Source organism: Bradyrhizobium sp. CB1015 (assembly GCF_025200925.1).
GTDB lineage: Bacteria > Pseudomonadota > Alphaproteobacteria > Rhizobiales > Xanthobacteraceae > Bradyrhizobium.
Genome location: NZ_CP104174.1, coordinates 326,871 through 352,955, shown reverse-complemented (window position 1 = coordinate 352,955; position 26,085 = coordinate 326,871). Strand labels below are relative to the sequence as shown.

General features: G+C 57.0%; 16 protein-coding genes. All 16 read left to right on the top strand.

Annotated features, from left to right (window positions below; genetic code table 11):
• Positions 1-81 precede the first annotated feature (81 nt).
• On the top strand, positions 82-1,005 hold the full coding sequence (locus tag N2604_RS01625) for a YafY family protein (protein ID WP_225161489.1): 924 nt from the start codon (positions 82-84) through the stop codon (positions 1,003-1,005).
• Complete coding sequence (locus N2604_RS01620) at positions 1,005-1,622, top strand: DUF1819 family protein (protein WP_260373498.1); 618 nt, start codon at positions 1,005-1,007, stop codon at positions 1,620-1,622. Before N2604_RS01625 ends, N2604_RS01620 begins: the two co-directional genes overlap by 1 nt.
• 2 nt (positions 1,623-1,624) lie before the next feature.
• Positions 1,625-2,236, top strand: a complete 612-nt coding sequence (locus N2604_RS01615) for a DUF1788 domain-containing protein (RefSeq protein WP_225161487.1) — start codon at positions 1,625-1,627, stop codon at positions 2,234-2,236.
• Positions 2,237-2,243: 7 nt separating this feature from the next.
• Positions 2,244-5,795 carry a BREX system P-loop protein BrxC gene (brxC, locus tag N2604_RS01610; protein ID WP_260373497.1) on the top strand — a complete coding sequence of 1,184 codons (3,552 nt, stop codon included), beginning with the start codon at positions 2,244-2,246 and terminating at the stop codon, positions 5,793-5,795.
• Positions 5,795-9,373 carry a BREX-1 system adenine-specific DNA-methyltransferase PglX gene (pglX, locus tag N2604_RS01605; RefSeq protein ID WP_225161485.1) on the top strand — a complete coding sequence of 1,193 codons (3,579 nt, stop codon included), beginning with the start codon at positions 5,795-5,797 and terminating at the stop codon, positions 9,371-9,373. The genes brxC and pglX overlap by 1 nt, the downstream gene beginning before the upstream one ends.
• Positions 9,374-9,375: 2 nt before the next feature.
• Positions 9,376-11,877: a BREX-1 system phosphatase PglZ type A gene (pglZ, locus tag N2604_RS01600; RefSeq protein WP_225161484.1), complete on the top strand. Its 2,502-nt coding sequence runs from the start codon at positions 9,376-9,378 to the stop codon at positions 11,875-11,877.
• Between the two features lie 10 nt (positions 11,878-11,887).
• Entirely contained in the window at positions 11,888-13,954 is a 2,067-nt protein-coding gene (brxL, locus tag N2604_RS01595) for a BREX system Lon protease-like protein BrxL (RefSeq protein ID WP_225161483.1), read from the top strand.
• Between the two features lie 170 nt (positions 13,955-14,124).
• Positions 14,125-14,892, top strand: a complete 768-nt coding sequence (locus tag N2604_RS01590; RefSeq protein WP_260373496.1) for a pentapeptide repeat-containing protein — start codon at positions 14,125-14,127, stop codon at positions 14,890-14,892.
• A gap of 612 nt (positions 14,893-15,504) precedes the next feature.
• Positions 15,505-17,172 (top strand): DUF262 domain-containing protein, encoded by a 1,668-nt coding sequence (locus N2604_RS01585; protein ID WP_260373495.1) that lies wholly within the window; start codon positions 15,505-15,507, stop codon positions 17,170-17,172.
• A gap of 158 nt (positions 17,173-17,330) precedes the next feature.
• Entirely contained in the window at positions 17,331-18,113 is a 783-nt protein-coding gene (locus N2604_RS01580; RefSeq protein ID WP_225161480.1) for a hypothetical protein, read from the top strand.
• A gap of 242 nt (positions 18,114-18,355) precedes the next feature.
• Positions 18,356-20,035 carry a hypothetical protein gene (locus tag N2604_RS01575; protein WP_260373494.1) on the top strand — a complete coding sequence of 560 codons (1,680 nt, stop codon included), beginning with the start codon at positions 18,356-18,358 and terminating at the stop codon, positions 20,033-20,035.
• A 172-nt stretch (positions 20,036-20,207) separates the two neighbouring features.
• Complete coding sequence (locus N2604_RS01570; protein WP_225161477.1) at positions 20,208-20,879, top strand: DNA-3-methyladenine glycosylase; 672 nt, start codon at positions 20,208-20,210, stop codon at positions 20,877-20,879.
• Entirely contained in the window at positions 20,840-21,853 is a 1,014-nt protein-coding gene (locus N2604_RS01565) for an agmatine/peptidylarginine deiminase (RefSeq protein ID WP_225161476.1), read from the top strand. The genes N2604_RS01570 and N2604_RS01565 overlap by 40 nt, the downstream gene beginning before the upstream one ends.
• Positions 21,854-21,919: 66 nt before the next feature.
• Entirely contained in the window at positions 21,920-22,795 is an 876-nt protein-coding gene (locus N2604_RS01560) for a GIY-YIG nuclease family protein (protein WP_225161475.1), read from the top strand.
• Positions 22,796-22,957: 162 nt separating this feature from the next.
• On the top strand, positions 22,958-24,388 hold the full coding sequence (locus tag N2604_RS01555; protein ID WP_225161474.1) for an amidohydrolase family protein: 1,431 nt from the start codon (positions 22,958-22,960) through the stop codon (positions 24,386-24,388).
• A 746-nt stretch (positions 24,389-25,134) separates the two neighbouring features.
• Positions 25,135-26,083 (top strand): IS630 family transposase gene (locus tag N2604_RS01550; protein ID WP_260370926.1). Its coding sequence is split into 2 segments (ribosomal slippage): positions 25,135-25,470 and positions 25,472-26,083, totalling 948 coding nucleotides; the frame shifts between segments, so codons are not numbered across the junction.
• Positions 26,084-26,085 lie beyond the last annotated feature (2 nt).

The following is a 26,085-nucleotide window of genomic DNA, read 5'->3' as shown; positions in this document are numbered from 1 at the left end:
AATAAATACACGGGTATCGTTCCTATGTCCATATAGTTTTTATACGGACGTATTTTTTATACGTACCCGGAGATTGGATCGATGAAAGAAGGCGCTGCGGCGTTGAAATGGGGTGTGGAGCGCCGGCTCGAGTTCATCGAGTTTCGGCTGTTCTGGGAGGGCGGAGTCAACCGCTCGGACATCATCGAGATGTTCGACGTCTCCGTTCCGCAAGCCTCGAAGGACCTAACGCTTTATCAGGAGCGCGCGCCTCAGAATGCGATCTATGACAAGAGTGCGAAACGCTACGTCGCGAGCCCGCAGTTCTCACCGATTTTTCTGAAGCCCGATCCGGACAGTTATCTCTCGCGTCTCCGCTCCCTCGCCGAAGGACTTACCGACCCCGGTGACTCCTGGATAGCCAATCCGCCGCAGACGGACATCGCTCTAACCCCGCGGCGGGAGGTCGATCCGATCGTGCTGCGAGCAATCATCAGTGCGATCCGTGACAAGCGCTCTATTGAAATCTACTACCAATCGATGAACCGGGAGCGGGCAGAGCCGATGTGGCGTCGGATGACACCGCATGCCTTTGGTTATGACGGGTTACGCTGGCATGCGCGCGCCTATTGTCACGTTGACAAGAAGTTCAAGGATTTCCTGCTTACCCGTATTCTCGATTTGCGCGAGATGGGTAATCCGGGACCTGGCCGCGATCAGGATACGTTGTGGCAGGAGACTTTCGACGTGGAGATAGGTCCTCACCCGCACCTGACGCCGAGCCAGCGCGCGGTTGTCGCGAAGGATTACGGGATGACGAATGAGCGTGCCGTCCTCACGACACGCTATGCAATGCTCTTCTATGTATTGAGGCGTCTTGGTCTTTTGGGCGACGCAACCCAGCAGGATCCCCGAACCCAGCACATTGTTTCCCTCAACGCGGCCGAGACGGCGCGCGCGCTGAAGCGTGCCGAGTTCGAACTTGACGACCCCGCGCCATCTGCAACTCTCAGCGGGAGTGCTTGATGCAGAGCGCGGAGCAGCGTCCCTACCTTATGTCCTTCGGAACCGGCGGCCTCTACATCAATGAAAGTGTGGCAGTCGCTCGTCTTCATCTTCCTGGCGCTGATTGGGATTCGACCTTGGCCGCGGCTCAGGAGAAAGGGGCATTTCCGGTTCGCAAGACAAGTTCAGCGCGTCGGTCAATCCGCGAGATCGTGAATCGCCTCAAGCTCCTTTCCCCTGACGAGCTGGCTCTGTTCATCGAAGGGGACCGGAGTGAGCAGGCCGCGCTCCTGTGGCTCGCCGCCTGTCGAGCCTACAGATTTATCGGCGAGTTTGCGGTTGAGGTCGTGAGCGACAGATTCCTGTCGTTGCGGACCCACCTAACCTACGATGACTTCGATAGGTTTCTGTCCGCGAAGGAGGAATGGTCTCCGAAGCTTGCGGCTCTGTCTACCTCGACGCGGGCCAAGCTTCGCGCCGTGCTTTTTCGCCTCATGCGTGAGGCTGAAATCCTGTCGCAGGATGACCGAATCCTCGGTGCGATGCTGTCGCCGCGCGTGGTCGCCCTGATTCAGGCCGGCAACCCGGAAGAGCTCCGCTTTTTCCCGGGCGCCGAACGACAGTTGCGGAGAAGCTAACGATGTCGCGAACGAGCAAGGCGCTGAGCCCCAAAGAACGCTTCGATCACCTGCTAGAAGTGATCGCGAGCGAGCGCTTCCTGAAGAAGCAGGGCCTCGGCAATGAAGTGCCGTTCTTCATCTGCCCCTATCCGGCTGATGAAGGAGCCGCCATGGATGCGATGCGTGCGAGCCTAGTGAAGCAACTCGAAAACCGCGGCGTGCGTGTAGTCGAGATCAACATCTACGACCTCAGCGTTGCCTTGCTGCGCGAACGCGGTATCTGGGACGAGATCCTTGCGGCGGAGCCTGGCATCAAGAAGGACGAACTGAAGGAGCTTCTTCAAGGTGTTCTGGATCCCGAGACGCACCTCATTCCCGAGATCGCCGCGCGACTCTCAACCCAGGAGTTCGATGTCCTATTTCTGTCGGGCGTAGGCGAAGTCTATCCCTACGTCCGGTCGCATAATGTATTGAACAACCTCCAGAGCACCGCGAAGGAAAAGCCGACCGTGATGTTCTTTCCAGGAAAGTACACGCATAGCCTGGCAACAGGCGCATCGCTCGATCTATTCGGAATTCTGCACGACGACAAATATTACCGGGCGTTCAATATTACGCACTACGAGGTCTGAGGGGGCTATGATGAATCTTCGGGACATTTTCGAGAAACCCGTCGATCGCGCGATCGAGGGAGTCATCAAGGCCGATGACGAGGCGAGCCTTCGGGTTGAACTCGGAGAATATGTCATCACCAATGAGATCGAGCGTCAGCTCGAAAGATTCCTCGACGCCTACAACAATTATGAGACAGCCAACGGCGTGTGGATCTCCGGCTTCTTTGGGTCGGGCAAATCGCACCTGCTGAAAATACTGGCGTTGCTTCTTGAAAACCGAAATGTCGGTGGATGCCCGGCCTATGAGCTTTTCAAGCAGAAATGCACCCGCAATGAGATCCTAGCGGCCGATCTGCGGAAGGCTGTCTCAATTCCATCGAAGAGCATCCTGTTCAACATAGACCAGAAGGCCGATGTGATTTCAAAGGAGCAGATCGATGCTCTGCTTTCTGTGTTTCTGAAAGTATTCGACGAAATGTGCGGCTACTACGGGAAGCAACCTCACATCGCTCAGTTCGAGCGCGATCTGGATAGCCGCGGCTTGCTCGACAGATTCCGCGCGGCCTATCAGTCAATCGCCGGCAAGTCGTGGGACCGCGGACGCGAACAGGCGCTGCTCGAAAACGCAAACATCGCTAAGGCCTATGCACAAGTTTCGGGGGGTAATCTGTCCGAAGGACAGGGAATCCTCACTCGGTATCGGCAAGATTTTCGCTTGTCGATCGAGGACTTCGCCGACAAGGTGAAGGCCTACATCGACGCGCAGAAGCCGGGTTTCCGGCTCAATTTCTTCGTCGATGAAGTTGGCCAGTACATTGCCGACAACCTCAAGCTCATGACTAACCTGCAAACGATCGCGGAAAGCTTGAACACAAAGTGCCGCGGTCGGGCCTGGATAATCGTGACGGCCCAGCAGGATATGGGGGCCGTCATCGGCGACATGAACCATCGGCAGGAGAACGATTTTTCGAAGATTCAGGCGCGCTTCGCGAACAGGATACCGCTTAACAGCGCCGATGTTGCGGAGGTGATCCAGGAGCGCCTGCTCAAGAAGACCGATGCGGGCATCGAGATGTTGTCCGATCTCTACCATCGCGAGTCGAACAATCTGAAAACGTTGTTCGATTTTTCGGACGGCTCAATACGACTGGAAAACTTCCGGGATCGCGATCACCTCATTCACAGCTATCCTTTCATCCCGTACCAGTATCCGCTGTTCCAGGTGGCTATCCAGAATCTGTCCCAACACAACGCTTTCGAGGGCAAGCACAGCTCGGTCGGCGAGCGGTCGATGCTGGGCGTCTTTCAAGAGGTTGCAGTAAGGCTTGCGGACATTCCGGTCGGAGGTCTCGCTACCTTCGACCAGATGTTCGAAGGCATCCGAACAGCGCTCAAATCGAATGTCCAGCAGTCGATTCTGATTGCCGAGAGGAATCTCGGTGATCAGTTTGCAACGCGGGTTCTGAAGGCCCTGTTTCTGGTCAAGTATGTCAAGCCGTTCAAGTCTACGCCGCGCAACGTCGCGATCCTCATGCTCGATAGGTTCGACACCGATCTGACAAAGCACAAGCGGCGCGTCGAAGAGGCACTGAGCCTGCTCGAGCAGAATACGTACGTTCAGCGTAATGGTGAGCTGTTCGAGTTCCTGACCGATGAGGAGAAGGACGTCGAACAGGAAATCAAGGCGATCGAGGTCGATACGGCGGAGATCGCCAAGGAGTTGGAAACCCTGGTTTTTGACGGGGTTATCAAGGTCCGGAAGCTCCGACACGAGGCGTCGTCGCAGGATTACTCCTTCGCGCGCTATCTCGATGACCGGCCGCTCGGCCGCGACTATGAGCTTGCGATCAATGTCATTACGCCATTCCACGAGCAGAGCGGGAATGCGGAGGGGATCGCGATGCACACGATGTCGAGGGACGAGCTTGCCGTTGTTCTGAACCCTGACGCGCGCTTCGTCAGTGACCTGATGATGGTCAAGCGGACGGATAAGTATGTCCGCCAAGCCCGCGCGGTGGCCCAGCAGCCTACCATCGAACGCATCATCCGCGACAAGGGTGAACAGAACAGCAACCGTCAGCGTGATCTCGCGCTCAAGGCCCGCGCCCTGGTGGGCGACGCCCGATTGTTTGTACGAGGCGAGGAGATTGACGTTCGCTCGGAGGATCCGCAGGCCAGAATCGAACGCGCGTTTCAGGTCCTCATTGACAAGGTCTATGTCAATCTCGGCATGCTGCGCGGCATTGCCTACGCCGAGAACGAGATCGGCAAGTTCCTCACATACGGCAATGACGGCATGCTCGGCGACGGGGCCGCCAACCTGACGGAGGCCGAGCAGGAGATCCTGAACTATGCGCAGTCGAACGCCCGGAACGGCATCCGGACGACGGTGAAGGCTGTCGTCGAACGGTTCGATCGCAAGCCTTACGGCTGGTCTTATGCCGCGATCCTGTGCACCACAGCCAGCCTACTCGGCCGCGGCAAGCTCGAGGCACGCTCGGACGGCAGCCCGTTGGAGGGGGACGCTCTGCTGCGCGCCCTCCAGAACGCACATACCTTGGGTAATATCGTGCTCGAACTGCAGGTGGAGTTCACGCCTGCGCAGACACGCAAGCTTAAGGAGTTTTACCGCGAGTTCTTCGACTCGCAGCCGGCTGGTACCGACGGAAAGGCGCTCGGGTTCGAGACGGCTGCGGCCTTTGCAGCGCTCAAGCAGGAGCTTGCGGGGCTAGAGGCGCAGGCGTCACGCTATCCGTTTCTCGGTGCGCTGAGCAGTGTGCGGGAAGCCGTGCGCGAGATCACGGGCAAACCCTACGCATGGTATCTGCAGGAGCTCGGCCGCCATGAGGACCGACTGCTCGATTTGAAGGAGGGGATCCTCGACCCGATCCGTCGCTTCATGGGTGGGGCTCAGAAGGCGATCTATGACGATGCCCGCGCCTATTTGTCCGATCAAAGCGCCAATTTCGTCTATGGCGGGGACGACAAGGCCAACGCTATGCAGGCGGTTCTGGATGATCCGAATTGCTACAAGGGCAACACCATCCAGCAGATGAAAGGCACGTTCGATGCTCTGAAATCCGAGCTCGATGCCCGGATCGCGGAAGAGCGCAAGGCGGCGCTTTCCGCCGTGGAAGAGCTTCGGGAGAAGCTGCTGGCGCTCCCCGAATTCGCTGCCGTCGCGGATTCTCATCGCTGCGAAACTGAGGCTGCATTTGCTGCGATTCTCGAGACGGTCAGAAATAGCAAGCTTATCGCGGTGATTCGCGAGCGCGCAAGTGGATTCAGGTCGTCAGTATATCCGGCGCTGCTCGGCCGCGTAACGGCGGCTACCCCTCCGTCGTCGCCCTCCCAAAAGGCTGATACAGGCGGAGAACGGCGGGGGTTCGATGGAGGCGTCAGCTCGCCACCATTGGCTTCGCCACTCGCCCAGCTCGAATATGTCGCCGTCAGTGGGCTGCGCGTCACCTACGCCAAGCCGTATCTTGCCGACGAGCGAGATGTCGAAGCCTATCTGAGTACTCTGCGCGAGAAGCTGATTGCGGAGATCCATGCTGGCAAGAGGATTACGATCTAATGGATATGATCTCCGCCAAGAGCCTTGTGGACCGGATGCCATTGGACACCGGTGCCCTGAAGAAATTCGCGCAGGAAGCGCGCCGGCTGCTGCGCGATCAAGTGTCAGCCAAGCTCGTCCGGGTTTTGGTCGAAAACAGTGCGGCCCGGCGCGAAGCACCCAAAGCGGTTCGGGAGCTCGAAACTGAGATCGTTCGCACCTCCCGTGATCGGATTATCGAACGCGTCGCCTATACATGGTTCAACCGCATGACTGCGCTGCGCTTCATGGACGCCAATGGTTATACGGCGGTCCGAGTCGTGACGCCGGCGGACGGACAGACACGCCCCGAGGTCCTGTCGGAAGCCATGGCCGGCGTGATCGGCGACGAGGTTTCTGAAGCCGCTGCGGCGCAGGTTCGCGCACTGCTCGATAACCGGACGCCGTCGCCCGACCCGCAGGGCGAAGCGTATCGTCTCTTGCTGGTTGCGACGTGCAATCATTGGCATGCCGCGATGCCCTTCATGTTCGAGAAGATTGCTGATTACACTGAGCTTTTGATGCCAGAGGATCTCCTGTCGCAGGGCAGCATTCTTGCCAAGTTGCGCGCAGTGATGACAGATGAGGCCTGCCTAGACGTCGAGGTCATTGGTTGGCTTTACCAGTTCTATATCTCCGAGAAGAAGGATGAGGTGTTCGCTGGGCTGAAGAAGAACGTCAAGATTTCGGCGGAGAATATTCCGGCTGCCACGCAATTGTTCACGCCGCACTGGATCGTGCGCTACTTGGTCGAGAATTCGCTTGGGCGGCTCTGGATCGTCAACCGGCCCGACTCGCGTCTGAAGGAGCGAATGGAATACTACATAGCGCCGGAAGAAGCGGAGACGGACTTCCTGCGCATATCTTCGCCGGAGGAGATTACGATCTGCGATCCGGCGTGCGGTTCTGGACACATGCTGACCTACGCCTTCGACCTCCTGCACGCGATGTACGAGGAGGAGGGCTATGACGCTAGCGAGATCCCCGGCCTGATCCTAGCGAAGAACCTTTATGGCATCGAGATCGACGACCGGGCCGGCGCGTTGGCGGCGTTCGCCCTAACAATGAAGGCGGCTGCGCGTCGGAAGCGGTTCCTACGACGGACTGCCAAGGACGGAGTGCAGCCAAACGTGTGCGTGCTGGAGAATGTCAGCTTTAAGGACGATGAACTCGCCGATTATGTGAACGAGATCGGACGTGACCTGTTCAGCATGGACTTGCGCGAGACGCTCGGCCAGTTTCGCGAGGCGAAGAACTTCGGCTCGCTGATCGTCCCCAAGCTGAAGGACGTTGCCGAGTTGCGCCGAGTGATTGCTGAGAAGCAGTTCGACGACAACCTGTTGCTGCGCGATGTTCACGAGCGGGTGCAGGTTGTGCTGCGCATGGCTGACTATCTGATCTCGAGATACCATGTCGTGGTAGCCAACCCGCCATATATGGGTGGGAAAGGGATGAACGGGGCGTTGGATTCGTTCGCGAAGGAGTACTACCCGGACTCAAAATCTGACCTCTTTTCGATGTTCATTGAACGTTCGTCTGCGCTTGCAAAGACGCACGGCCTTGTAGGCATGATCACGATGCAGAGTTGGATGTTCTTATCCCGACACCAAAAACTGCGCGAAAGCGTGATCGAAAATACTCCCATCAGAACAATGGCGCACCTTGGCACAGGAGCATTCGATTCTATTGGCGGCGAAGTGGTGTCAACCACCGCCTTCGTCTTGGAAAAGGAGGGCAGTCCATCCACTTTCGGCGATTTTATCGATCTTCGGGAAGGACGCTCTGAAGCACTTAAATCTCTCGAGTTGCAGAAGGCGGCTCGCGGGCAAGGGACCATTCGTCGCGCAAGCACCGAGACATTCGAAGTTATTGATGGGTGTCCAATTGCTCACTGGATCTCTCCTCAGTTCCGTTCATCGTTCAGTGAGCTTTCAGCGATCAAAGATGTGTTCAAGCCAGCAGTTGGATTGAATACTGGAGATAATGACCGATTTCTGAGGCAGTGGTACGAGGTGGGGAATTTAGACATCTGCTTTGACGCAAACAGCATTCAAGACGCTGCCACGAAATCACAGAAGTGGTTTCCCTATAACAAAGGCGGTGGTCATAGAAAGTGGTATGGGAATCAAACCTACATTTTGAACTGGCAGAGCGACGGTTCGGAAGTCAAAGCGTTTGCAACCGAGCGAAATAAGGGAAAGCATTGGTCGCGCTATATACAGAATTTGGATAAGATGTTTCTTGAGTGCGTAACTTGGTCGGATATTTCGACAAGCTCCTTCGCGGCTAGATACTCTCCAGCAGGCTTCCTTTTTGATGTTAAGGGGTCTTCTGGTGTACCTCATGATTCCAGCGACCTCGCGCCCGTCTTAAGTTTGCTGTGTAGCAAACTCATGCCTGAATTCATGAGGTGCGTTAATCCTACTGCGACTTTTCAGGTCGGCGATTTGGCGCGCGTCCCGTATGCGAGGCCAAAAACGTTCCAGAATAATAGCGCTGTAAACTTGACAGTAGTTCAATTCGCTCGCGCCGACTGGGACGCTTTTGAAACTTCTTGGGATTTCAGGACGCTCCCGCTGCTCTTGCCCGACCATCGGGCCGAGACGCTGCAGAACACCTATGCCAACCTCCGCACCCATTGGCGCGACATGACGAAAGAGATGCAGCGGCTTGAGGAAGAGAACAACCGCATTTTCATCGAGGCTTATGGCTTGCAGGACGAGCTGACGCCTGACGTGCCTCCGGAGGAGATCACGCTCACCTGCAATCCGGCCTATCGCTATGACGGTCAGAAGGCCGAGGCAGAGTTGGAGGCGCTGCTCCTCGCCGATACGGTCCGAGAGTTGGTGTCCTATGCCGTGGGCTGCATGTTCGGCCGCTACAGTCTGGATGCGCCTGGCCTGGTCCTCGCCAATCGGGGCGAGGGTCCGGAGGACTATCGCGCCAAGGTCCCGAACCCGTCCTTCGAGCCAGATACCGACAACGTGATCCCGGTGCTCGATGGCGATTGGTTTGCCGATGACATCGCCGCGTGTTTCCGCCGCTTTCTGCGAGTTACCTTTGGTGAGAAGCACTTCCAGGAGAACCTGGCGTTCGTCGAAGAGGCGCTCGGGAAGGACATCAAAAAATACTTCATCCGCGAGTTCTTCAACGATCATGTAAAGCGATACAAGAAGCGGCCCATCTATTGGATGTTTTCGAGCCCAAAGGGCACCTTTAATGCGCTGATCTATATGCACCGCTACCGTCCTGACACGGTGAGCGTGGTTCTGAACGACTATCTCCGGGAGTTCCGTTCCAAGCTGGAGGCGTATCGCAAGGCGCAAGAGGCGCTCAGCATCAGCGCTGATGCATCCCCGACACAGAAGACCAAGGCCCTGAAGGCGATCGAGGCGACGGCCAAGCAGCTCGATGAGCTGGATGACTGGGAGCGTGATGTCCTTTTTCCGTTGGCAACGCAAAAGATCGAGATCGACCTCGATGATGGAGTGAAGGCCAACTATCAGAAGTTCGGCGCTGCCCTAAAGCCTATCAAGGGCCTCAATGATTCGGATGATTGAGCATGCTCGATCGGATTGCCAAGGGGCTGGCTGCTCAGTTTGACAGGCACCGGATCGTCTTCTGGTACGATCCGAACCACGAGTTTCGGCAGGCGTTCGAGATGGTGGCGCTCGACGGCATTGAGAAAGTCGAGCTGGCGAACACAGAGTTCGCAGTGAAGCATCGTGTCCTGCGAGAGAAGCCGAAGCAGCGCTTCTTGCTCTATCGAGAAGGGCCGCGTCCAGCCGACATCGATAACTGGCTGCTCGACGTCGAGCTGGCGCATGGGGTTTTTAAGGCCGATCAGATCGCAATCTGGCTGACGGACTTGGGTTTGCCGGTCAGCTTTGAAGCTCTCGCACGGGAACATCAGGAATTCTTCCGCTCCACCCGCCGGCTAGAGAGGCTGAAGGCCGTCATCCGCGGAGACGATACGAAGCCTTTGCTGCGCCTGCGGATGCTCGTCATCTGCGCCTGCGCTGACGGCGATTTCGACACTGTCGTCGAAGCATTGCTGGGGGAGCTTGCGCAGGGTAAAGACGACAGCTTGCGCCTGATCGGCCGTGTTGGCCTACACGAATTCCTCTGGGATCAGATAGCGCGAATCTTTGGCTACCGAGCCGAAAAGCCAAGCATCGGCGATTTCGCGATCACGCTGTTCAAGTCCTGCTATCAGAGCGCAGTCGGGGGCGAAACGATCCTAACATCCGAGGCTATGGTGTTCTTCCGTCGCTGGAAAAACAACCGGAACGCTGAGGACGCTTTCGCAAAGCTGTCGGCCGACTATGCGGAGGTGCTGGGTATTGCACAGGATCTCGCTAGGCGCGACTTCCGCACCCTGATCGAAGTCGACTACTTCGAAGAGGTGGATCGTGCGATCATCCGTGCGCTAGTCCATGAGGTTAGCAACCAGACCGCGGCGCAAGCCGATGTCGCGAACTGGATCCGTCAGCGCCGGCAAAGCCATTGGTATAGCGCCTATCGCGATCTCTACGAGGCGATCGGCTTCGCCGCGGAATTCCAGCAGTCGATGGCGCAGGTAACCGTAGGTATGACCAGCCTCGCGGAAGGTGTTGAGCGTTACGCCATAAGCTGGTTTCGTATCGACCAGCTCTATCGGAAATTTATCTGGCGCATGCAGAAATCCGGGCAAGCAACACTGATGCGCGAGCTGTTCGAGCAGGTCGAAAACCACTACGTCAATAATTACCTTCTGCGCTTAAACGATGTTTGGCAGACCCACGTAGATGCGGCCATATCCTGGTCGGCGCCACCAATTCTGCCGCAGCGGAGCTTCTATCGAGAGCATGTGGGTGAGTTCCGCCGGCGTGATCAGAAGGTCTGCGTTATCATTTCCGATGCTCTCCGCTACGAAATTGGCGAAGAGTTGTTGGGCCGCATCCGTAGTGTTGACCGCTATGAGGCTGGGATCGAGCCAATGTTGGGGAGCCTCCCCAGCTACACCCAGCTTGGAATGGCGTCTCTCCTTCCCAACGGCGACCTGCAGATTGCCGATAACGATTCCGGCACCGTTCTCGTGAACGGCCAAAGTTCACAGGGGCTAGATAACCGCAGCAAGGTTCTGGCGACTGGACGGGCTGGCGACAGGACGACCGCTGTAAAAGTCGAAGACCTGATGGGGATGGACAAGGAAGAGGCCCGGGCGCTAGTTCGCGATCACGACGTCGTTTACGTCTTCCACAATCTGATCGATGCGATCGGTGACAAGCAGGTGTCGGAAGATCGCGTTTTTGAAGCCGCCGACGATACGATCGAGGAACTCGTTAGGGTGGTCAAAAAACTCAACGGCGCCAACGCCAACAATCTGATCGTCACGTCCGACCACGGCTTCATCTACCAGCACCGGCCGATTGAGGAGAGTGACTACTCCTCGGCGCAGGTCGAGGGTGATACGATCTTGTTCCGCGACCGGCGGTTCATCCTCGGGCACGGCTTGAAGGGCAATCGGGGCTTGCGGCGCTTTACGGCAGAGCAAGCGGGCCTCGAAGGCTCAGTTGAAATGCTGATCCCCAAGTCAATCAGCCGGCTGCGACGCCAGGGTTCGGGGAGCCGGTATGTGCATGGCGGGGCGACTCTGCAGGAGATCATCGTCCCGGTTGTCAAGATCAACAAGAAGCGTCAGAGCGACACTTCGGCGGTCGATGTCGAGATCATCGGCAGCACCAACCAGATGATTACGTCGAGTCAGATTTCAGTGCGGTTCTACCAAGTTGCGGCCGTTACAGAGAAAACGCAAGCGCGCACGCTCAGAGCTGGAATCTATGCGCAATCGGGCGAGCTGATCTCTGATACCCATGAGCTGGTCTTCGACTTCCGGTCCGAGAACCCGCGCGAGCGCGAAGTGTCGGTTCGCTTCCTGCTGTTGCGCCAGGCCGACACATTCAATGGTCAGGAGGTCATCCTGAGGCTTGAGGAACGGCACGGCGACACGTCCCATTTCAGGGAATACCGCACGGCTCGCTATACGCTGCGCCGCAGCTTCTCGAGCGATTTCGATTTTTGAGGGGAGAGCGATGACCGCGCTGGACGACAAGATCAATGAATGCTTCCCGGGCCTCGTCGTGCGCAAGGACCTGGTCAAAGCCGTGAAGGGTAACGCGATTGTCCCTTCCTACGTCCTGGAATTCTTGCTCGGCCAGTACTGCGCCACGAATGACGAGGCTTCGATCCAGTCGGGAATCGAGACGGTCAAGGAGATCCTGCGCAAGCATTACGTCCATCGTAACGAGGCGGGACTGATTCGATCTAATATCCGGGAAAAGGGTCGTTGGAAGGTGATCGACAAGATAAGTGTCGATCTCAACACAGACAAGGACGCCTATGAGGCGACCTTTGCCAATCTGGGTATCAAGAAAGTCATCATTGATTCCGATACGGTGAAGGCACATCCTAAGCTGCTGGTGAGCGGTGTCTGGTGCATCGCCGATGTCGAGTATGAGCACAGCGAGGACAAGAACGTCGAGCCGTGGATCCTGGGGAGCATCAAACCGATCCAGCTCTCCAAGTTCGATTACGACGCCTTTCTCAAGGCGCGCGCCGGCTTCACAACCGATGAATGGATAGACCTGTTGTTCCAGACGGTTGGGTTCAACCCGGAAATGTTCGGCCGTCGCAGCAAGCTCCTGCAACTGATGCGCCTCGTGCCCTTCGTTGAGCGAAACTACAATCTGATTGAGCTCGGCCCCAAGGGAACAGGCAAGTCGCACATTTTCTCTGAATTCTCGCCGCACGGCATCTTGATTTCAGGTGGCGAAGTGACCGTACCCAAGCTGTTTGTCAACAATAGCTCGGGCAAGATTGGCCTCGTCGGCTATTGGGATGTCGTGGCCTTCGACGAGTTCGCGGGGCGCCAAAAGCGCGTCGACAAGGCCCTGGTCGACATTATGAAAAACTACATGGCCAACAAGAGCTTCTCGCGCGGTGTGGAGACGCTCGGGGCCGAGGCCTCGATGGTGTTTGTCGGGAATACAAAACACAACGTTCCCTATATGCTGAAGCATACGGATCTGTTCGACGAATTGCCCGAGAAATATTACGATTCGGCCTTTATCGATCGCCTTCACGCCTACGTGCCGGGCTGGGAGATTGATGTCATCCGCGGAGAGATGTTTGCGTCGGGATATGGGTTTGTCGTCGATTACCTTGCCGAAATCCTCCGGCATATGCGCAACGACGACTACTCCAACCGATATCAAGGACTGTTCACGATCTCGTCCGATATTTCGACGCGCGACCGCGACGGCGTGAACAAGACCTTCTCTGGGATGATGAAGCTTCTTTTCCCCGCCGATAACGCGGCCGAGGCTGAGGTGGAAGAGATCCTGCACCTGGCTGTGGAGGGGCGGAAGCGCGTCAAGGATCAGCTCCTCCGGATCGATAGCACCTATCCGGAAACGGACTTCTCCTTCACGGCACGGGACGGCCGTAAGGTCAGCGTCACGACTCTCGAGGAGACGGAGTATCCGTCATATTATTACAGAAAGCGCGCCGCTGACCAAGAGAACACGACGCCGGCAGCGGATGAGACGAATGGCCCTCTTGCGCCAGCCATGCTTGCACCGAGGGAAATTGAGGTCGCGCCAGTACGGCCGCGTGAAGGGCACAAGATCTTCATCGAAAACCAGAAGGGCGTTGCGTTCGCCGACTTATTCTGGCCCTGGATTGACGGGGCGACCAAGGTTGTTATCACCGATCCATACATTCGCATGTTCCATCAGCTTCGAAACCTGATGGAGTTCGTCGAAATGATTGCACTACGAAAAGCGCCGGAGGACGAGCTCTCGGTGCATCTCATCACATGTGTTGATGAAAACCATCCGGAGAAGCAGCAGTCTAATTTACTGGCCGTGGAGGCAGCGGGTGCAGCCGCCGGCATCAAATTTACCTGGGAATATGATGGCACGAACACCATTCACGCGCGCCATATCACGAGCGACACTGGCTGGAAGATCAGCCTCGATCGCGGTCTCGATATCTATCAGAAGTTTGAAATGAACGACGCATTTAGCCTCACTAATCGATTGCAGGTATTTCGTCAGGTCAAAGCGTTCGAGATCACCTATCTCAAGATAGCATCTTAGCTGGGGTAGTTGATCGAGGAAGTTAGATTAGCTGGGCTTGCACGAGAAGTGGATCACGACGCATCTTGCGGTGCGTGGCTATTGGCGCGTCGGGCATAGGCTGAGCTCCCTGCTCCCTGGGAAGGCGTCGTCTAAGAGAGACCATGTAGAAACAAAATCATGAGGCGACAATGTTTGTCACCAGACGTTCTCTCTTTAACGATGCGACTGCGGCCTTCGCCTCTTTTACCGGTTTTGGCATTGCGCCGGGACAATTAAAAGGCGGCACCCGGAAGGTTTCGCAAGATGAGCTGACGAGTGCAATTGCCGACCACGCCGCATGGCTCGCCGATGGGAAGCAAGGGCAACGAGCCGTCTTTAGCAACTGCGATTTATCCGGCCTAGATTTTGGAAGTCGCGTCGATTCACTCACCAATTTGAGAGGAGCGGACTTCAGCGGCTCCGATATGACGGGCGTTACGGGAAGAGACGTCAGTTTCCTTCGCGCTGCTTTACACGGCACAATTCTTTCCCAATCGCGCTTCGAAAGAGTGGTGTTCTCTTACGCGAGCTTGAGGCGAGCGAAGTGCGACAACGTTGTCTGGGGTTGGGACCAGGTATCTCTCAACCAGCCAGTCAGAGTTGAGCCGGGCTACGCATCCGATTTTCAACACACGGATGCCGGAATGGCAGACTTTACCCAGGCCAAGATCCGAGGGTTCTTCTGGGAATCGTGTTTCACCGGGGCAAGGCTCATTGAAGCGGATTTTTCTTACTCGCATTTTTGCGGAACCGGATGTTCCGAAACAACGTTCCACGCAGCAGAACTCACTTCAGCGAAATTTCGATGCACGAGGTTATCGCACGTCAAATTTTCGCACGCGAACTGTACCGAAACTGATTTCGAGAACGCCGACATCGGTCCACGAGTACGATTTGATCGACCTTCGTCGTGTTAGCGAGCGGCGGGCAGTAATGCGGCGTTTGCTTAGGCGTTGAATGTTGCTGCAAATCTGACGTCAGACAAGGGAGGAGCTAAGTTTCATGTCGCAATACAAAACAGCGTACAGGTGCGTGTCTACAGGCGTCAGCTTCTTAGGACCAGAAGATGTGCCGAAGTATGATATCTTCGTATCTCTCTTATCGTATGGCAATCGGGCCGGACTCGGTCCACCTCCGTTTGATATAGAGCCTCGAGTTCGCGGCCTTCTCCGGGAAGATGCCATTTTCTGGGCATTGGGATGCGCAAGCCATCTGGAAGCCGGAGGCTGGCGCATCACGAGACGTGATCTCGAAGGGGACAAGCTGAGATACGAAATTTCTCTCGAAGACCAGTTGGGAGCGCGCCGAGAGATCGTAATATCAGAAGACAGTGAACGGAATATTAGGTGAGCGCTAACAACGCACCCGCGCGACGGGCAGTAATAGCGGTGCCGCGAAACGATAGCCCTTCGTGCGAGCGCCTCCGGCGAACGAACAATTCGCGATACCACAACGTCTGTACTGGTAACCCACAGTTGCGCTAGGTGTAGGTATCGCTCAGATGCATTTCACCCCGACCGGAGCGGCTAATGCGTTTACCACAGCCCACCCACCTTAACTATTCGGCCCTCACGGCAGACATCGAACGAGGGCGGATCAAAATTCCGCAATTCCAGCGGGACTTCGTTTGGTCCGTCGAACGCTCGGCCAAGCTTCTCGACAGCGTGGTCAAAGGCTATCCAATTGGCACGATGATTTTTTGGGCGACACGCGATCGGCTGCGGAGTGTAAAGAACATCGGAGGAATCGATCTTCCCGCCCCAATCGAGGGCGAGGTTGTGAAATATGTTCTCGACGGGCAGCAGCGGCTGACTAGCCTGTTCGCCGCCCTGAAAGGACTGACCGTCGTTAGGGCATCCGGCACTAACGACGAGTTTTCAGCGATCTATCTCGACCTCGCAGCGTCTGAAGATCAGCAGATCGTTGTCACAGATCTGGCGGGCCGAGATGCAGCTTTATGTATTCAGCTTCGCGATTTGCTGGGCGGGTCATTGAAGAAGCTCGCTTCATACCCGGAGCACACTCACGCAAAACTCGACGAATACAAGCGGCGGATCGAAGCCTATGATTTCGCGATCGTCGAAGTCCAGGATGTTCCGATTGATGTGGCGACGGAGATATTCACCCGGCTGAACGTTGGGGGGCAGGCCCTATCTCTGTTCGAGATCATGGTGGCCAAGACCTACGATGAAGCTAGTCAGTTCGACTTAGCGGAAAGATTCGAAGAGCTTGTCGGTCGGCTGCAGACGATTGATTACGAGACGGTCTCGGCGGCAACGCTTCTCCAACTGGTTTCGCTCCTTCTTAAGAAGGATTGCAAGCGTCAGACTGTGCTAAATCTCGCCAAAAGGGAGTTCATCGATACATGGCCTCGTGCTGCTGACGCGATCGAAAGGGCGGCAGAGTATTTACGAAATACGTATCGAATTCCCGTGTCAAAGCTGTTGCCCTATAGCGCCTTGCTTGTGCCGTTTGGTTACTTCTTTTTCCATCATAAGGATAAACCCGCCGTAGAGCAGAAGAAGGAACTCGAAGACTTCTTCTGGCGGTGTTCTCTTGCCGGACGCTATTCATCTTCGGTCGAAAGCAAGCTTGCTCAAGATGTCCAACGCATCGACGACATTCTTGGGGGGAAATCGCCTGAATACGATTGGGCTGTCGATCTTTCACCTTCGTTCCTCTTGAAGAATGGTTGGTTCAGTACGAATCGCAGCTTCGTCAAAGCGCTTCTGTGTCTTTATGCATACCACGAGCCAAAATCGTTCAGCGATGGCGCGGCTGTGCGCATCAGCAATGATTGGTTGAAGCAGGCGAACAGCCGTAACTACCATCACTTCTTTCCAAGAGCGTACCTTGCCAGAAAAGGAATTGATGAGGCGGAAGCCAATAACGTTTTGAACATTACAATCGTTGATGACTATTTGAACAAACGGCGTATCAAAGACAAGCCGCCTTCTGCTTACATGCAGGAGTTCAGAAATGAAAACGTCGCGCTCGCCGCTACGATGGCGACGCATCTCATTGTAGACATGTCTGCCTTCGGCGTTTGGACCGATGAGTACTCTCTATTCCTGCAAAAGCGCGCCGATGCCGTAAGTGAGGAACTTTCCAAGAGGGTCATCCCTCGGGAGTCCGACGCGCAGGGGCAAGCGTTTCGAAACGACGACGTCGAGGAAGACACAACCAGCTTCGAATGAGAGCGTGATCGGAACAGCCACCTCAAGTCAGGATCGTTGTCTTGAGCGAGCCGTGGTCGATAAGTCCGGTCGCCTAGCAAGCAGATAGATCGTAAGTCGAATTGGCTCGAAGTATCTCGAAGGGCACAAGTGAAGCATGCCAATCTATGAGGCCAAAGTTGTCGAACGAGCAGGACGTAACTGACGATGAAGACTCATTGTGGCCAGAAGGCGTGGAGGAATTGATTGAGGAAGCGCATGCAGAGGAATCGCGCTTGGCTGCGCCCCTTTATGAGAAGGCGGCATCGATCGGTGGCTCCGCCGTCTACCTAGAAGCAGGCGAACGCTATGAGGATGACGGAAACGAGCGCAAGGCAATTGAATACTATCGGAAGGCTGCCGATGGCGGCTGCTATATAGGGTTTGCGCTAGCTGCGACGGTATATTATGGCCAGCGCAATTATTCAGACGAGGCTCGATGCTGGAAGAAGTTTGTAGATGCTTATGTCCGCGACGGAAATTCGAGAAAAGCTGAGCCCTGCTCGCTAAATTCTTTTAGGAGACCACTGCGCTACTTTGGCGGCTGGTATCTGCACGGAAGATTTCTTCCGGATGGGACGCCCGTGACTGAGTACGCGCAAGCACAGATCGACGCAGGTGAACCACTCAAGGAATGGAAGCGCTACCTTGATCGAGGCGACCTCAACGACAAGCTTCTTCTCCCCATCGCTTCGGAACTGCTCGCCGAAATGGACCAGGACAGTTCGTTTTCGGGAATGGTGTTGGGAGACACAACAGCATTGCGGAACCATCTTAGGTCGCTCTTAAGCGAGCAGCCGGTACCGCGGGCGCCGCTTACCAATTGCGAGCAGCCGGATGTCAGCAACGAAACGTTCAAATCTAAACAAGTGGGGACTGACAGTTTCCTCGTAAGATTGAAAAAGGCCATCGGGTACAACTAAACGGCCCGACGTGAACGGATCCCGCCCCAGCGGGGTGCCGATTTGGTGCGGCGCTGGGCGCGAGCGTTGCCGCGGAGCGGGATCGTGCCGCCGTTGGCGGTGATGGTCTCACCAAAGCGGCGTCCTGCAGCAACGTTTTTTGTTGTCTGTACCCGTCAATCATCTAACGGTTTCTTGGGCGCGTCGCAGTATCATCCCCTCCGAATCACTCCCTCTCGCGATTTTTCAAAGAAGCTCACTCTATGAAATGTTTGACGCTGGCTGGCTTCGCTCTCCTGGTTCTTCAAAACATTCCCGCCAATGCCGCGAGCTTGGAAACAATATCGAGACTATCCTGCTCTGACGTCTCGCAATCTGCGGTGGCCAGACAATCGTGGTCGGCCAGTGGGGCGCCGTATGGTGTGCCGCTGGCGGAATGGCGTCAGGACGAATTTGCCCAGCTCCGCAGCCGGATCGTCGAGTGTGGCAAGCAGTCTGGCTCCGACTCCCGCGCGCTCATCGCCTACCTGCAACGTCTTGAGGGCATGACCCGTCTCCAGAACTCGGCGGCCGACCGCGCGGGGCGCCAAACCAGTGTCGATGAGGCTCATAGACGAAGTCAGGCCCTCAACGAATCCATGGAACAGGCGCAGAGTGATCGGCAGAAAGCTAGCGAGGCAGAGAAAGAGGTCGAACGGGGTCTAGTGACCAAGGTGGAGGCTTTCACTTCGGCAAGCGAACTGAAGTTATTTTGCTCAGAAACGTGGAAATCCCAGCTTCCCGAGACCACCCGCGTGGACGTAGTCGTCGCATGCAAGTCCAAGCTTTCTCGGTTGGCCATTGCTGATCAGGAGAATGCGGAGGCCCGAAAGGCTCAGACGTCCGCCACGCAGCTATCGGAGCTGATCCGGAAAGTTCGGGAGATGCCAGCAACCAATGAGACCGTCCAGCAATTACAATATCTGCGTTCCGATAATCACTACCGTCTTCCGACTCTCACGTTCCAGGATCAGAACAGCTACATCAATGCGATCGACGGTAGGCTGGGTGAGATCGGCAACCAGTTGACCGATGCCACGTGCGCCGGCGTCGTGTCAAAAATCGCGGTGCCTCAGGATCTGCGTGACGCCGTCGTGGTCGACGGCCTCGCGGGCGTCTCCTTGACCTACTTTCTTTGTGGCCCGGCCCTAACGACGAGGAACGTGTCAGTCCGACTTGGGCAGCGAGATCTCGTCGAAGTCAAAGTCGAATCTGTCATCCTGACGTTCGCGCGGCGGCGCTACTTGCCGGATCGTAAGATCGACATGGCGGTCGATTCACCGATCCAGGGCGGCGTTAACGCGCTGGTGCTGACTGGCGCGGCTGACGGAGGGAGGCCGGTCCAGATCGGAAATCCCAACTTTTTCGTCATCAACTTCTATTCGCAATTTACGCCACAGCTCGACGAGTTCCTGAAGCAGTCCTCCAGCTCGAACGCCAGAGCGGACCAATTCATGCGCGTGGAATGCCAAATGGGCGAGTGCATCTGGTCAGCTCTGGCGGAAAAGAAGGTCGTCAAACAGCTGCCGAACGGAAACCTTGTCGAAGCGCTCTTGCGCGAATGCGACGTCAGGTATGAGGACGATTATCCAGATCATTACTCATGCCGGGATGCCGAGACTTCGAAGGCGCAGTATGCGGCCTTCTGCAGCACCAAGTTTCCGAGTATCGCGTACAAGGATGGCAATCGCTGGCAACGGACGCGGCTCTCGATCTCGTCGGACGGGGTGTTCAAATATAACAGCGGCTTGATCGCTCGATATCTGCGCATCTGCCACGACAAGGTACGCGGTCCGGGAGACCTCGATACAGTCGTTGCCGAGTTTGGCTATATGAGCCGGGTCGAGGCTCTCGGAGACAACGTGCAGGATGCCGTCGATGAAGTCTCCAAATTGGCCGAGTAAGAGCTGAGCTCTCCCAACGAACCAGTCGCTATGTCAGGATGGCGAGTTTGAGCAGAACTACACAGTAATAATATAGCAATTTCATAGAGTTATTTGACAGATAATCGAGCTCATCTAGTGTGTTTTTCGCGGCGCGCGGATCGCCACGATTGCAAACACCAAGGAGTAGTCAATGACTTTTGATTTGAACAATTATCTTCCTGTCGAGCCAGACTTTTTTGCTGGCTCTGCTGTCGAGGCGGCCCAGAAGGTTGTCGGATGCCTCGTAATCTTCACGGATCTCCGCCGCGAGACCGACAGCGGGATCATCATCGTCGAGGACGAAGCCTACGACGAGACCGACATGGCCTCGCACTGTCATCCTGGGGCAGCCGCGCAGCGCCGCAACCGCAGCTCGTCGATGCTGCTTCCTCATGGGCACGTCTACATCCATCACGACAGGGGGATGCCGTGTCTGAACCTGGTATGCGGAGAAGAGGGCTTTGGCAGCGCAATCCTGATCAGGGCTGGCGTGCCGGTGATCGGAATCGAGGAGATGGCTGAGCGCCGCTCCGCCCATCCGTCGGCGGATCGCACAATCCGCAGCCGTGCCTCAGGGTTCGAACGCAAGCTGTGCAATGGACCTGCAAAGCTGGGCGAGGCGCTCGGGCTCTACCCACTCCTCGATGGAGCCTCGCTCCTTAAGGCTCCCTTCCGCGTCTTGCGCCCGGCTGAGCCGGTGACCAACCTGCTCAATGGACCTCGCATCAACATCTCCAAAGACGCTGATCGCCCGTGGCGCTGGGGCCATCCGGGCTATCGCGAATGGCTGAGCGCTCCATTTCCGTCGGTGGTGGACGCGTGAGCGGAAATCGTGCGATCCGCATTCCTGCCGATCACGAGGCTCACGCATGCACGATTATGGCGTGGGCGGTGCACCGGGAATGGGGAGCCGAAAAGGAGCAGGTCGAGTGCGAGCTCGAGGGTTTGGTCAGGGCCATCGCGGAATACGAGCCAATAAAGCTGCTGACCCCGCGGGACTTGGTGCCGGCGGCTCGGGGGCGGAAATTCGGGCCCGACGTCGAGATCGTACCAGCGGCGGTAGACGACATCTGGATGCGTGATATCGCGCCGGTGTTCGCAAAGCGCGGAGCCGAAACGATCGCGATCGACTTCAACTTTAACGCCTGGGACAATTCCCGGCGCGGCCGAGCGGGCGACCGCCTTGCGCGCACGCATGATTTCGGCGTTCCGGTGATCGGCGTTCCAATCGTTGCGGAGGGCGGAGCGTTCATCACCGACGGTAACGGGCGCGCCGTTGTGACGCGAAGCTGCCTGCTGTCGCGCAACCCACACCTAGATGAAACGGCCATCACCGTGGCGTTCGGTTGTGTTGGCATTCGCGATGTGATCTGGCTTGACGGTGACCGGACCGAACCGATCACCACAGGGCATCCGGACGGATACATGGCGTTCCTGCCCGACGGCAGACTCGTGGTCGAGGTCATTGCATCCGGACCGGGAAGCTGGCGGCGCAAGCGCGACCTCGGAATGTTGCGGCAATTGAGCACGGAAGGAAAGTTGAAGGGCGTCGAAGCGTTCGAGGTGGTCCCGGATGCCTTGGCCGGCAGCGCGATGATGGCCGCGACCTACATGAACCTGTACATCACCGGCGGCGCTGTCCTTACGTCGCGATTTGGCGAGACCCAAAGTGACTTGCGAGCCAAGCTGGAGTTGGAGCGCCTTTTCCCGGGGCGAGACGTCTGCATGATGGAAATGAGGACGATCCTCCGTGGCGGCGGTGGCATCAGGTGCCTGACCCAGCCGGTGCCGATCTGATGCTTCCCATCGCCGGACCCGTATAAGCCGCCTGGGCAAGTGACTTTCAATTGGCGCCCTTCATCGATGGATAGCGAGCCGGATGTGTACGTCGTTGGAGCCGGCGAGGCTCAACCAGAGCTTTTGACCGACGTCGCTTCCGTCAGGGCGGCAATCAGGGCAGGTAAACCATACTACGTGTATGTTCTCCACAGGCCAGATGGTCGGCCGTTCTACGTTGGTAAGGGCCTGAATTTGCGGGTGCTCGATCATGAGGCTGAAGCACGCAATACGACTCGTCTGACCCACAAGCTCAACGTGATCCGAGGTCTCTTTCGGCTGAAGCCGTCGATCCACTATCGCTTCGACAGCTTTTTTGAGAACGAGCCGGAGGCGCTCGCCCGAGAGCGCCAGCTAATCCAGACCATCGGCCGTCATGACCTCGGAACGGGACCTCTCACGAACCAGACTGATGGCGGCGAAGGCATCTCGAACCCCTCGGAAGAATCCCGCCAACGACGTCGGGAATCGCTCTGGGGCGATGCTGCCGATAGCGAGCGGCAGATCGCCAACAACTATTTCAGGCAACTCGCTGTGGTGGAATCGGTCACCTTGAAACCAACATCGACCTGGCGCAGCGCCACCGCGCTGCGCAGGAACCGCGCGGTTCTCAAAATGACATCACGTCAGGCAGCGACCCTCGCCGCAAGTGCCATCCAAAACCGGATCATGCTGGAGCCGGGAGCTTTGATTCCGAGGCGCCTTCGTGTGGAAGGCTTCGAATTCATCATCGAGAATGGCGTTGGCAACGACCTGCTTTCGAGCGACATGGTGACGGTTGTCGATGCTTCGCCGACCCGCGAGATCCTCCGCCTGACTGAGGGCGGATACCGCTTCCTGGTTGGGAAGCTGGATAGGCGGATGCTCATAGATGCCGGCGTATTATCGCCGGATGAAGAATGAATTGGCAGCCGACTGCCGCCAGCCTGGCTAATTCTTTCGATTCCGTGAGCCGTTTCCCCGACGCGCGTTGCTATAGACGGACCTGCGAGCCCCTCTCGCGATTCGCGCTAGTTTTCTATTGCGACAACGATAAGATGAGACAGTCTTGGCAGGGGGAGAGAGATGAGGTGCACCAGCTTCACGGTTCAGTGCGCGTCGATATTGCTGGCCTGCGCGTGGCTCGTCGGCGAGGCCAAGGCGCTGGATTTCACCGTCACCGGCACCGTGCTTACTCCTGTCGGCGTGGTGGCCGACGGGGCGCTCGCCGTTTCTGGCCAGAACATCGGAGCGGTCGGCCCGACAAGCTCCGTCTCAGGGGCCGGTACCGCCATCAAACCCGCGGATGCCGTCATCCTTCCGGGCTTCGTCGACTTGCACAACCATCTCACCTGGAACGTGCTGCCGCGGTGGCTGCCCGGGCGAAAGTTTGCCAGCCGCTACGAATGGCAGGATGCCGCGGAATACGACAGGCTCCTGGTGGCACCTCACAACGTCGTATTGGCAGACGCGGCGTGCGAATCGGCAATCTATGCGGAGATAAAGGCGCTCGCTGGTGGCGCGACCTCCTCGATCGGAAGCCTTTACCCCACCAAGGATCACCCGAACAACGGCGACTGCGCGAAAGGTCTCGTTCGCAACCTTGATCTGGCCTCTGGCTTGGATCGCAAGAATCCAGACGACAACGATGGATGCGGCAAAGCACAGCCGATTCTAGACGTTGTCGATAACGAGGTCTTTCCGCTGGAGATGCCCCACGCTAGGCTGGACTACCTGCTCTGCGAGCTCGGCCTTGGCACCTTGCGCGGTCTCGTCGTCCACTTGTCGGAAGGAGCCGCGACCGATTCCAGCGCTCACCGCGAATTCACGATGGTCGACCGTGCGCATCTGCTCCGCCCAGGGGTGGTGATTGTCCACGGTACCGCTCTGCGCGACGCAGACTTCGGCTCGATGAAAACAAGCGGAGCCGGACTCGTCTGGTCGCCGCGGAGCAATGACGAGCTTTATGGTTCGACAACAAATGTCTCGGCCGCACATCTTGCTGGTGTGCCGGTGGCTATCGCCCCCGACTGGAGCCCGTCGGGAAGCGCGGGGATGCTACAGGAGATCGGCTATGCGTCCAGACGATACCCGTCGATGGACTCGGCGGATCTGATCAAGATGGCCACTTCCATTCCCGCGCAGATGGTGCGGGTCGACGCCAGCATCGGAGACCTGACGGCCGGCAGAAAGGCGGATTTCATAGTCGTGAGGGCCAAAGCCGATCCGAACGCTCGCAATCCTATGCTCGACCCGGTGGTCAAGGCTACGCCGGCAGACATCCTTTTGGTAGTCGTCGGAGGAGAACCGCTCTATGGCGATCCAGACTTGATGAAGCAATTGAGACCGACAGCAAAGCTGGACGATCTCACCGTCTGCGGCGCTCCCAAAAAGCTGTACCTGGGCGAAAGCGATGCGCCATCGCTGAAGAATTCCAGCTTCGCGGGTATTGAGAAGGCGCTTAACAACGCGCTGGTGAAAGCAGGATCGAGCCTGCCCAAGATCGAGTGCGAGTGAACTTTTTGTCCGGGAGTTAGGTCCCGAATCTATGATCTGTCGAAGGACTTTCTGCCGACATTTGCCGCCTCTATTGCATTGTGCGCCGCCGCACTGGCGTATTTGAGCGCAAAGGGCTCATTTTCGATTCGGATTTGTCTCCCGATTCACGGAAATGCTTGACGATGCCTCACCTTCTTCGTGCGGAATGCGGCGAAGATCACTTTGTCTGACAGGAAATGTCCGGACAGATCGCAGGTCAGATCATCAGCAGATTATTCTCGATGCTCAATTGGCAAGCCGAGTGTCCTGCATACCGGTGGCCTGGCCTTCAAAGAGTTCAGGATCAGCGCCGGCTGCATCGGATGGAAGATGACGCTGACGTAGATTGGACCATGGCGTGAGAGCAGGACAGGCGACCAGTCGACCGACTACTGTTTGCAGTTCGTTTAACTAATCGCGGCTCGCCGCATCGCCGCATCGCCGCCTCGACGCTCATGATTTTTCGCTATGCTTGCGACTAAACTTCGAATTAATCTACCCGCATTGAGCAATCTATAGTCGAAACGGATCGTTGGGGGACGCCGTGACCATTTTTCGCCGCGCTGCGGCAGCAGCATCAGTGATTTCGATACTTTCGGGATGCGGACTGTACGTGCCTCAGAAAGATCCGTTAGAGCGGTTCACGAATTTATTGAATCGGAAGGGATTCCGGATCTGGGGCGAATATGATTCAAGATGCTGGCTGGGCTGGAGGCCAGCATCCCATGGTCCGACCAATTTCCAACGATTTACGTAAGCGTGCGGTATCCGCGGTTGCCAAGGGTGAGAGCTGCCGTTCTGTGGCGGCACGGTTTGGTGTTGCGGTCTCGTCGGTTGTGAAGTGGTCGCAGCGTTATCGAACGACCGGCTCGGTAGCGCCTGGCAAGATGGGTGGTCACCGCAAGCCTGTGCTTGATCCGCACCGCGCCTTCATCGTCGAGCGGATCACTCAGACGCCGCACCTGACGCTGCATGGTCTGAAGGCGGAGCTGGCTGCCCGTGGGGTTAAGGTCTCACACAATGCAGTCTGGCTGTTCCTGCGTCGGGAAGGGCTGCGGTTCAAAAAAAACACTGTTCGCGCTCGAACAGGCTCGCGCCGACGTCTCTCGTAGGCGCCAGCGTTGGCGGTCCTGGCAGACCGGACTTGATCCGGGCCGGCTCGTCTTCATCGATGAGACCTGGATCAAGACCAACATGGCCCCCTTGCGGGGCTGGGGCCCCAAAGGGGCACGCCTGCGCGGCTTCGCCCCGCACGGGCACTGGCGTACCCTCACATTCCTCGGCGCACTCCGCCACGACCAGCTCACCGCCCCCTGCGTCTTCGATGGGCCGATCAACGGCCAATGCTTCCGCGCTTACGTGAAGCACCTCCTCCTTCCGACCCTGCGCGAGGGCGATATCGTCATTCTCGACAATCTCGGAAGCCACAAGTCGAGAGCCGTCAGGCAGATGATCAAGGCGGCTGGCGCCAGGCTCTGGTACCTGCCGCCATACTCGCCCGACCTCAATCCGATCGAACAGGCCTTCTCCAAGATCAAACATTGGATGCGGCAAGCTCAAAAGCGCACCATCGAGGACACTTGGCGCCACATCGGTCACCTCGTCCAGGACATCCAGCCTCGTGAATGTGCCAACTACTTCGCTAACGCCGGTTACGCTTCAATCAAAATGTGAAA

Excerpts from the sequence above, each read along its gene's own strand:
- N2604_RS01625 (WP_225161489.1), top strand. The coding sequence starts at position 82 with ATGAAAGAAGGCGCTGCGGCGTTGAAATGGGGTGTGGAGCGCCGGCTC.
- N2604_RS01620 (WP_260373498.1), top strand. The coding sequence starts at position 1,005 with ATGCAGAGCGCGGAGCAGCGTCCCTACCTTATGTCCTTCGGAACCGGC.
- N2604_RS01615 (WP_225161487.1), top strand. The coding sequence starts at position 1,625 with ATGTCGCGAACGAGCAAGGCGCTGAGCCCCAAAGAACGCTTCGATCAC.
- brxC (WP_260373497.1), top strand. The coding sequence starts at position 2,244 with ATGATGAATCTTCGGGACATTTTCGAGAAACCCGTCGATCGCGCGATC.
- pglX (WP_225161485.1), top strand. The coding sequence starts at position 5,795 with ATGGATATGATCTCCGCCAAGAGCCTTGTGGACCGGATGCCATTGGAC.
- pglZ (WP_225161484.1), top strand. The coding sequence starts at position 9,376 with ATGCTCGATCGGATTGCCAAGGGGCTGGCTGCTCAGTTTGACAGGCAC.
- brxL (WP_225161483.1), top strand. The coding sequence starts at position 11,888 with ATGACCGCGCTGGACGACAAGATCAATGAATGCTTCCCGGGCCTCGTC.
- N2604_RS01590 (WP_260373496.1), top strand. The coding sequence starts at position 14,125 with ATGTTTGTCACCAGACGTTCTCTCTTTAACGATGCGACTGCGGCCTTC.
- N2604_RS01585 (WP_260373495.1), top strand. The coding sequence starts at position 15,505 with ATGCGTTTACCACAGCCCACCCACCTTAACTATTCGGCCCTCACGGCA.
- N2604_RS01575 (WP_260373494.1), top strand. The coding sequence starts at position 18,356 with ATGAAATGTTTGACGCTGGCTGGCTTCGCTCTCCTGGTTCTTCAAAAC.
- N2604_RS01570 (WP_225161477.1), top strand. The coding sequence starts at position 20,208 with ATGACTTTTGATTTGAACAATTATCTTCCTGTCGAGCCAGACTTTTTT.
- N2604_RS01565 (WP_225161476.1), top strand. The coding sequence starts at position 20,840 with ATGGCTGAGCGCTCCATTTCCGTCGGTGGTGGACGCGTGAGCGGAAAT.
- N2604_RS01560 (WP_225161475.1), top strand. The coding sequence starts at position 21,920 with ATGGATAGCGAGCCGGATGTGTACGTCGTTGGAGCCGGCGAGGCTCAA.
- N2604_RS01555 (WP_225161474.1), top strand. The coding sequence starts at position 22,958 with ATGAGGTGCACCAGCTTCACGGTTCAGTGCGCGTCGATATTGCTGGCC.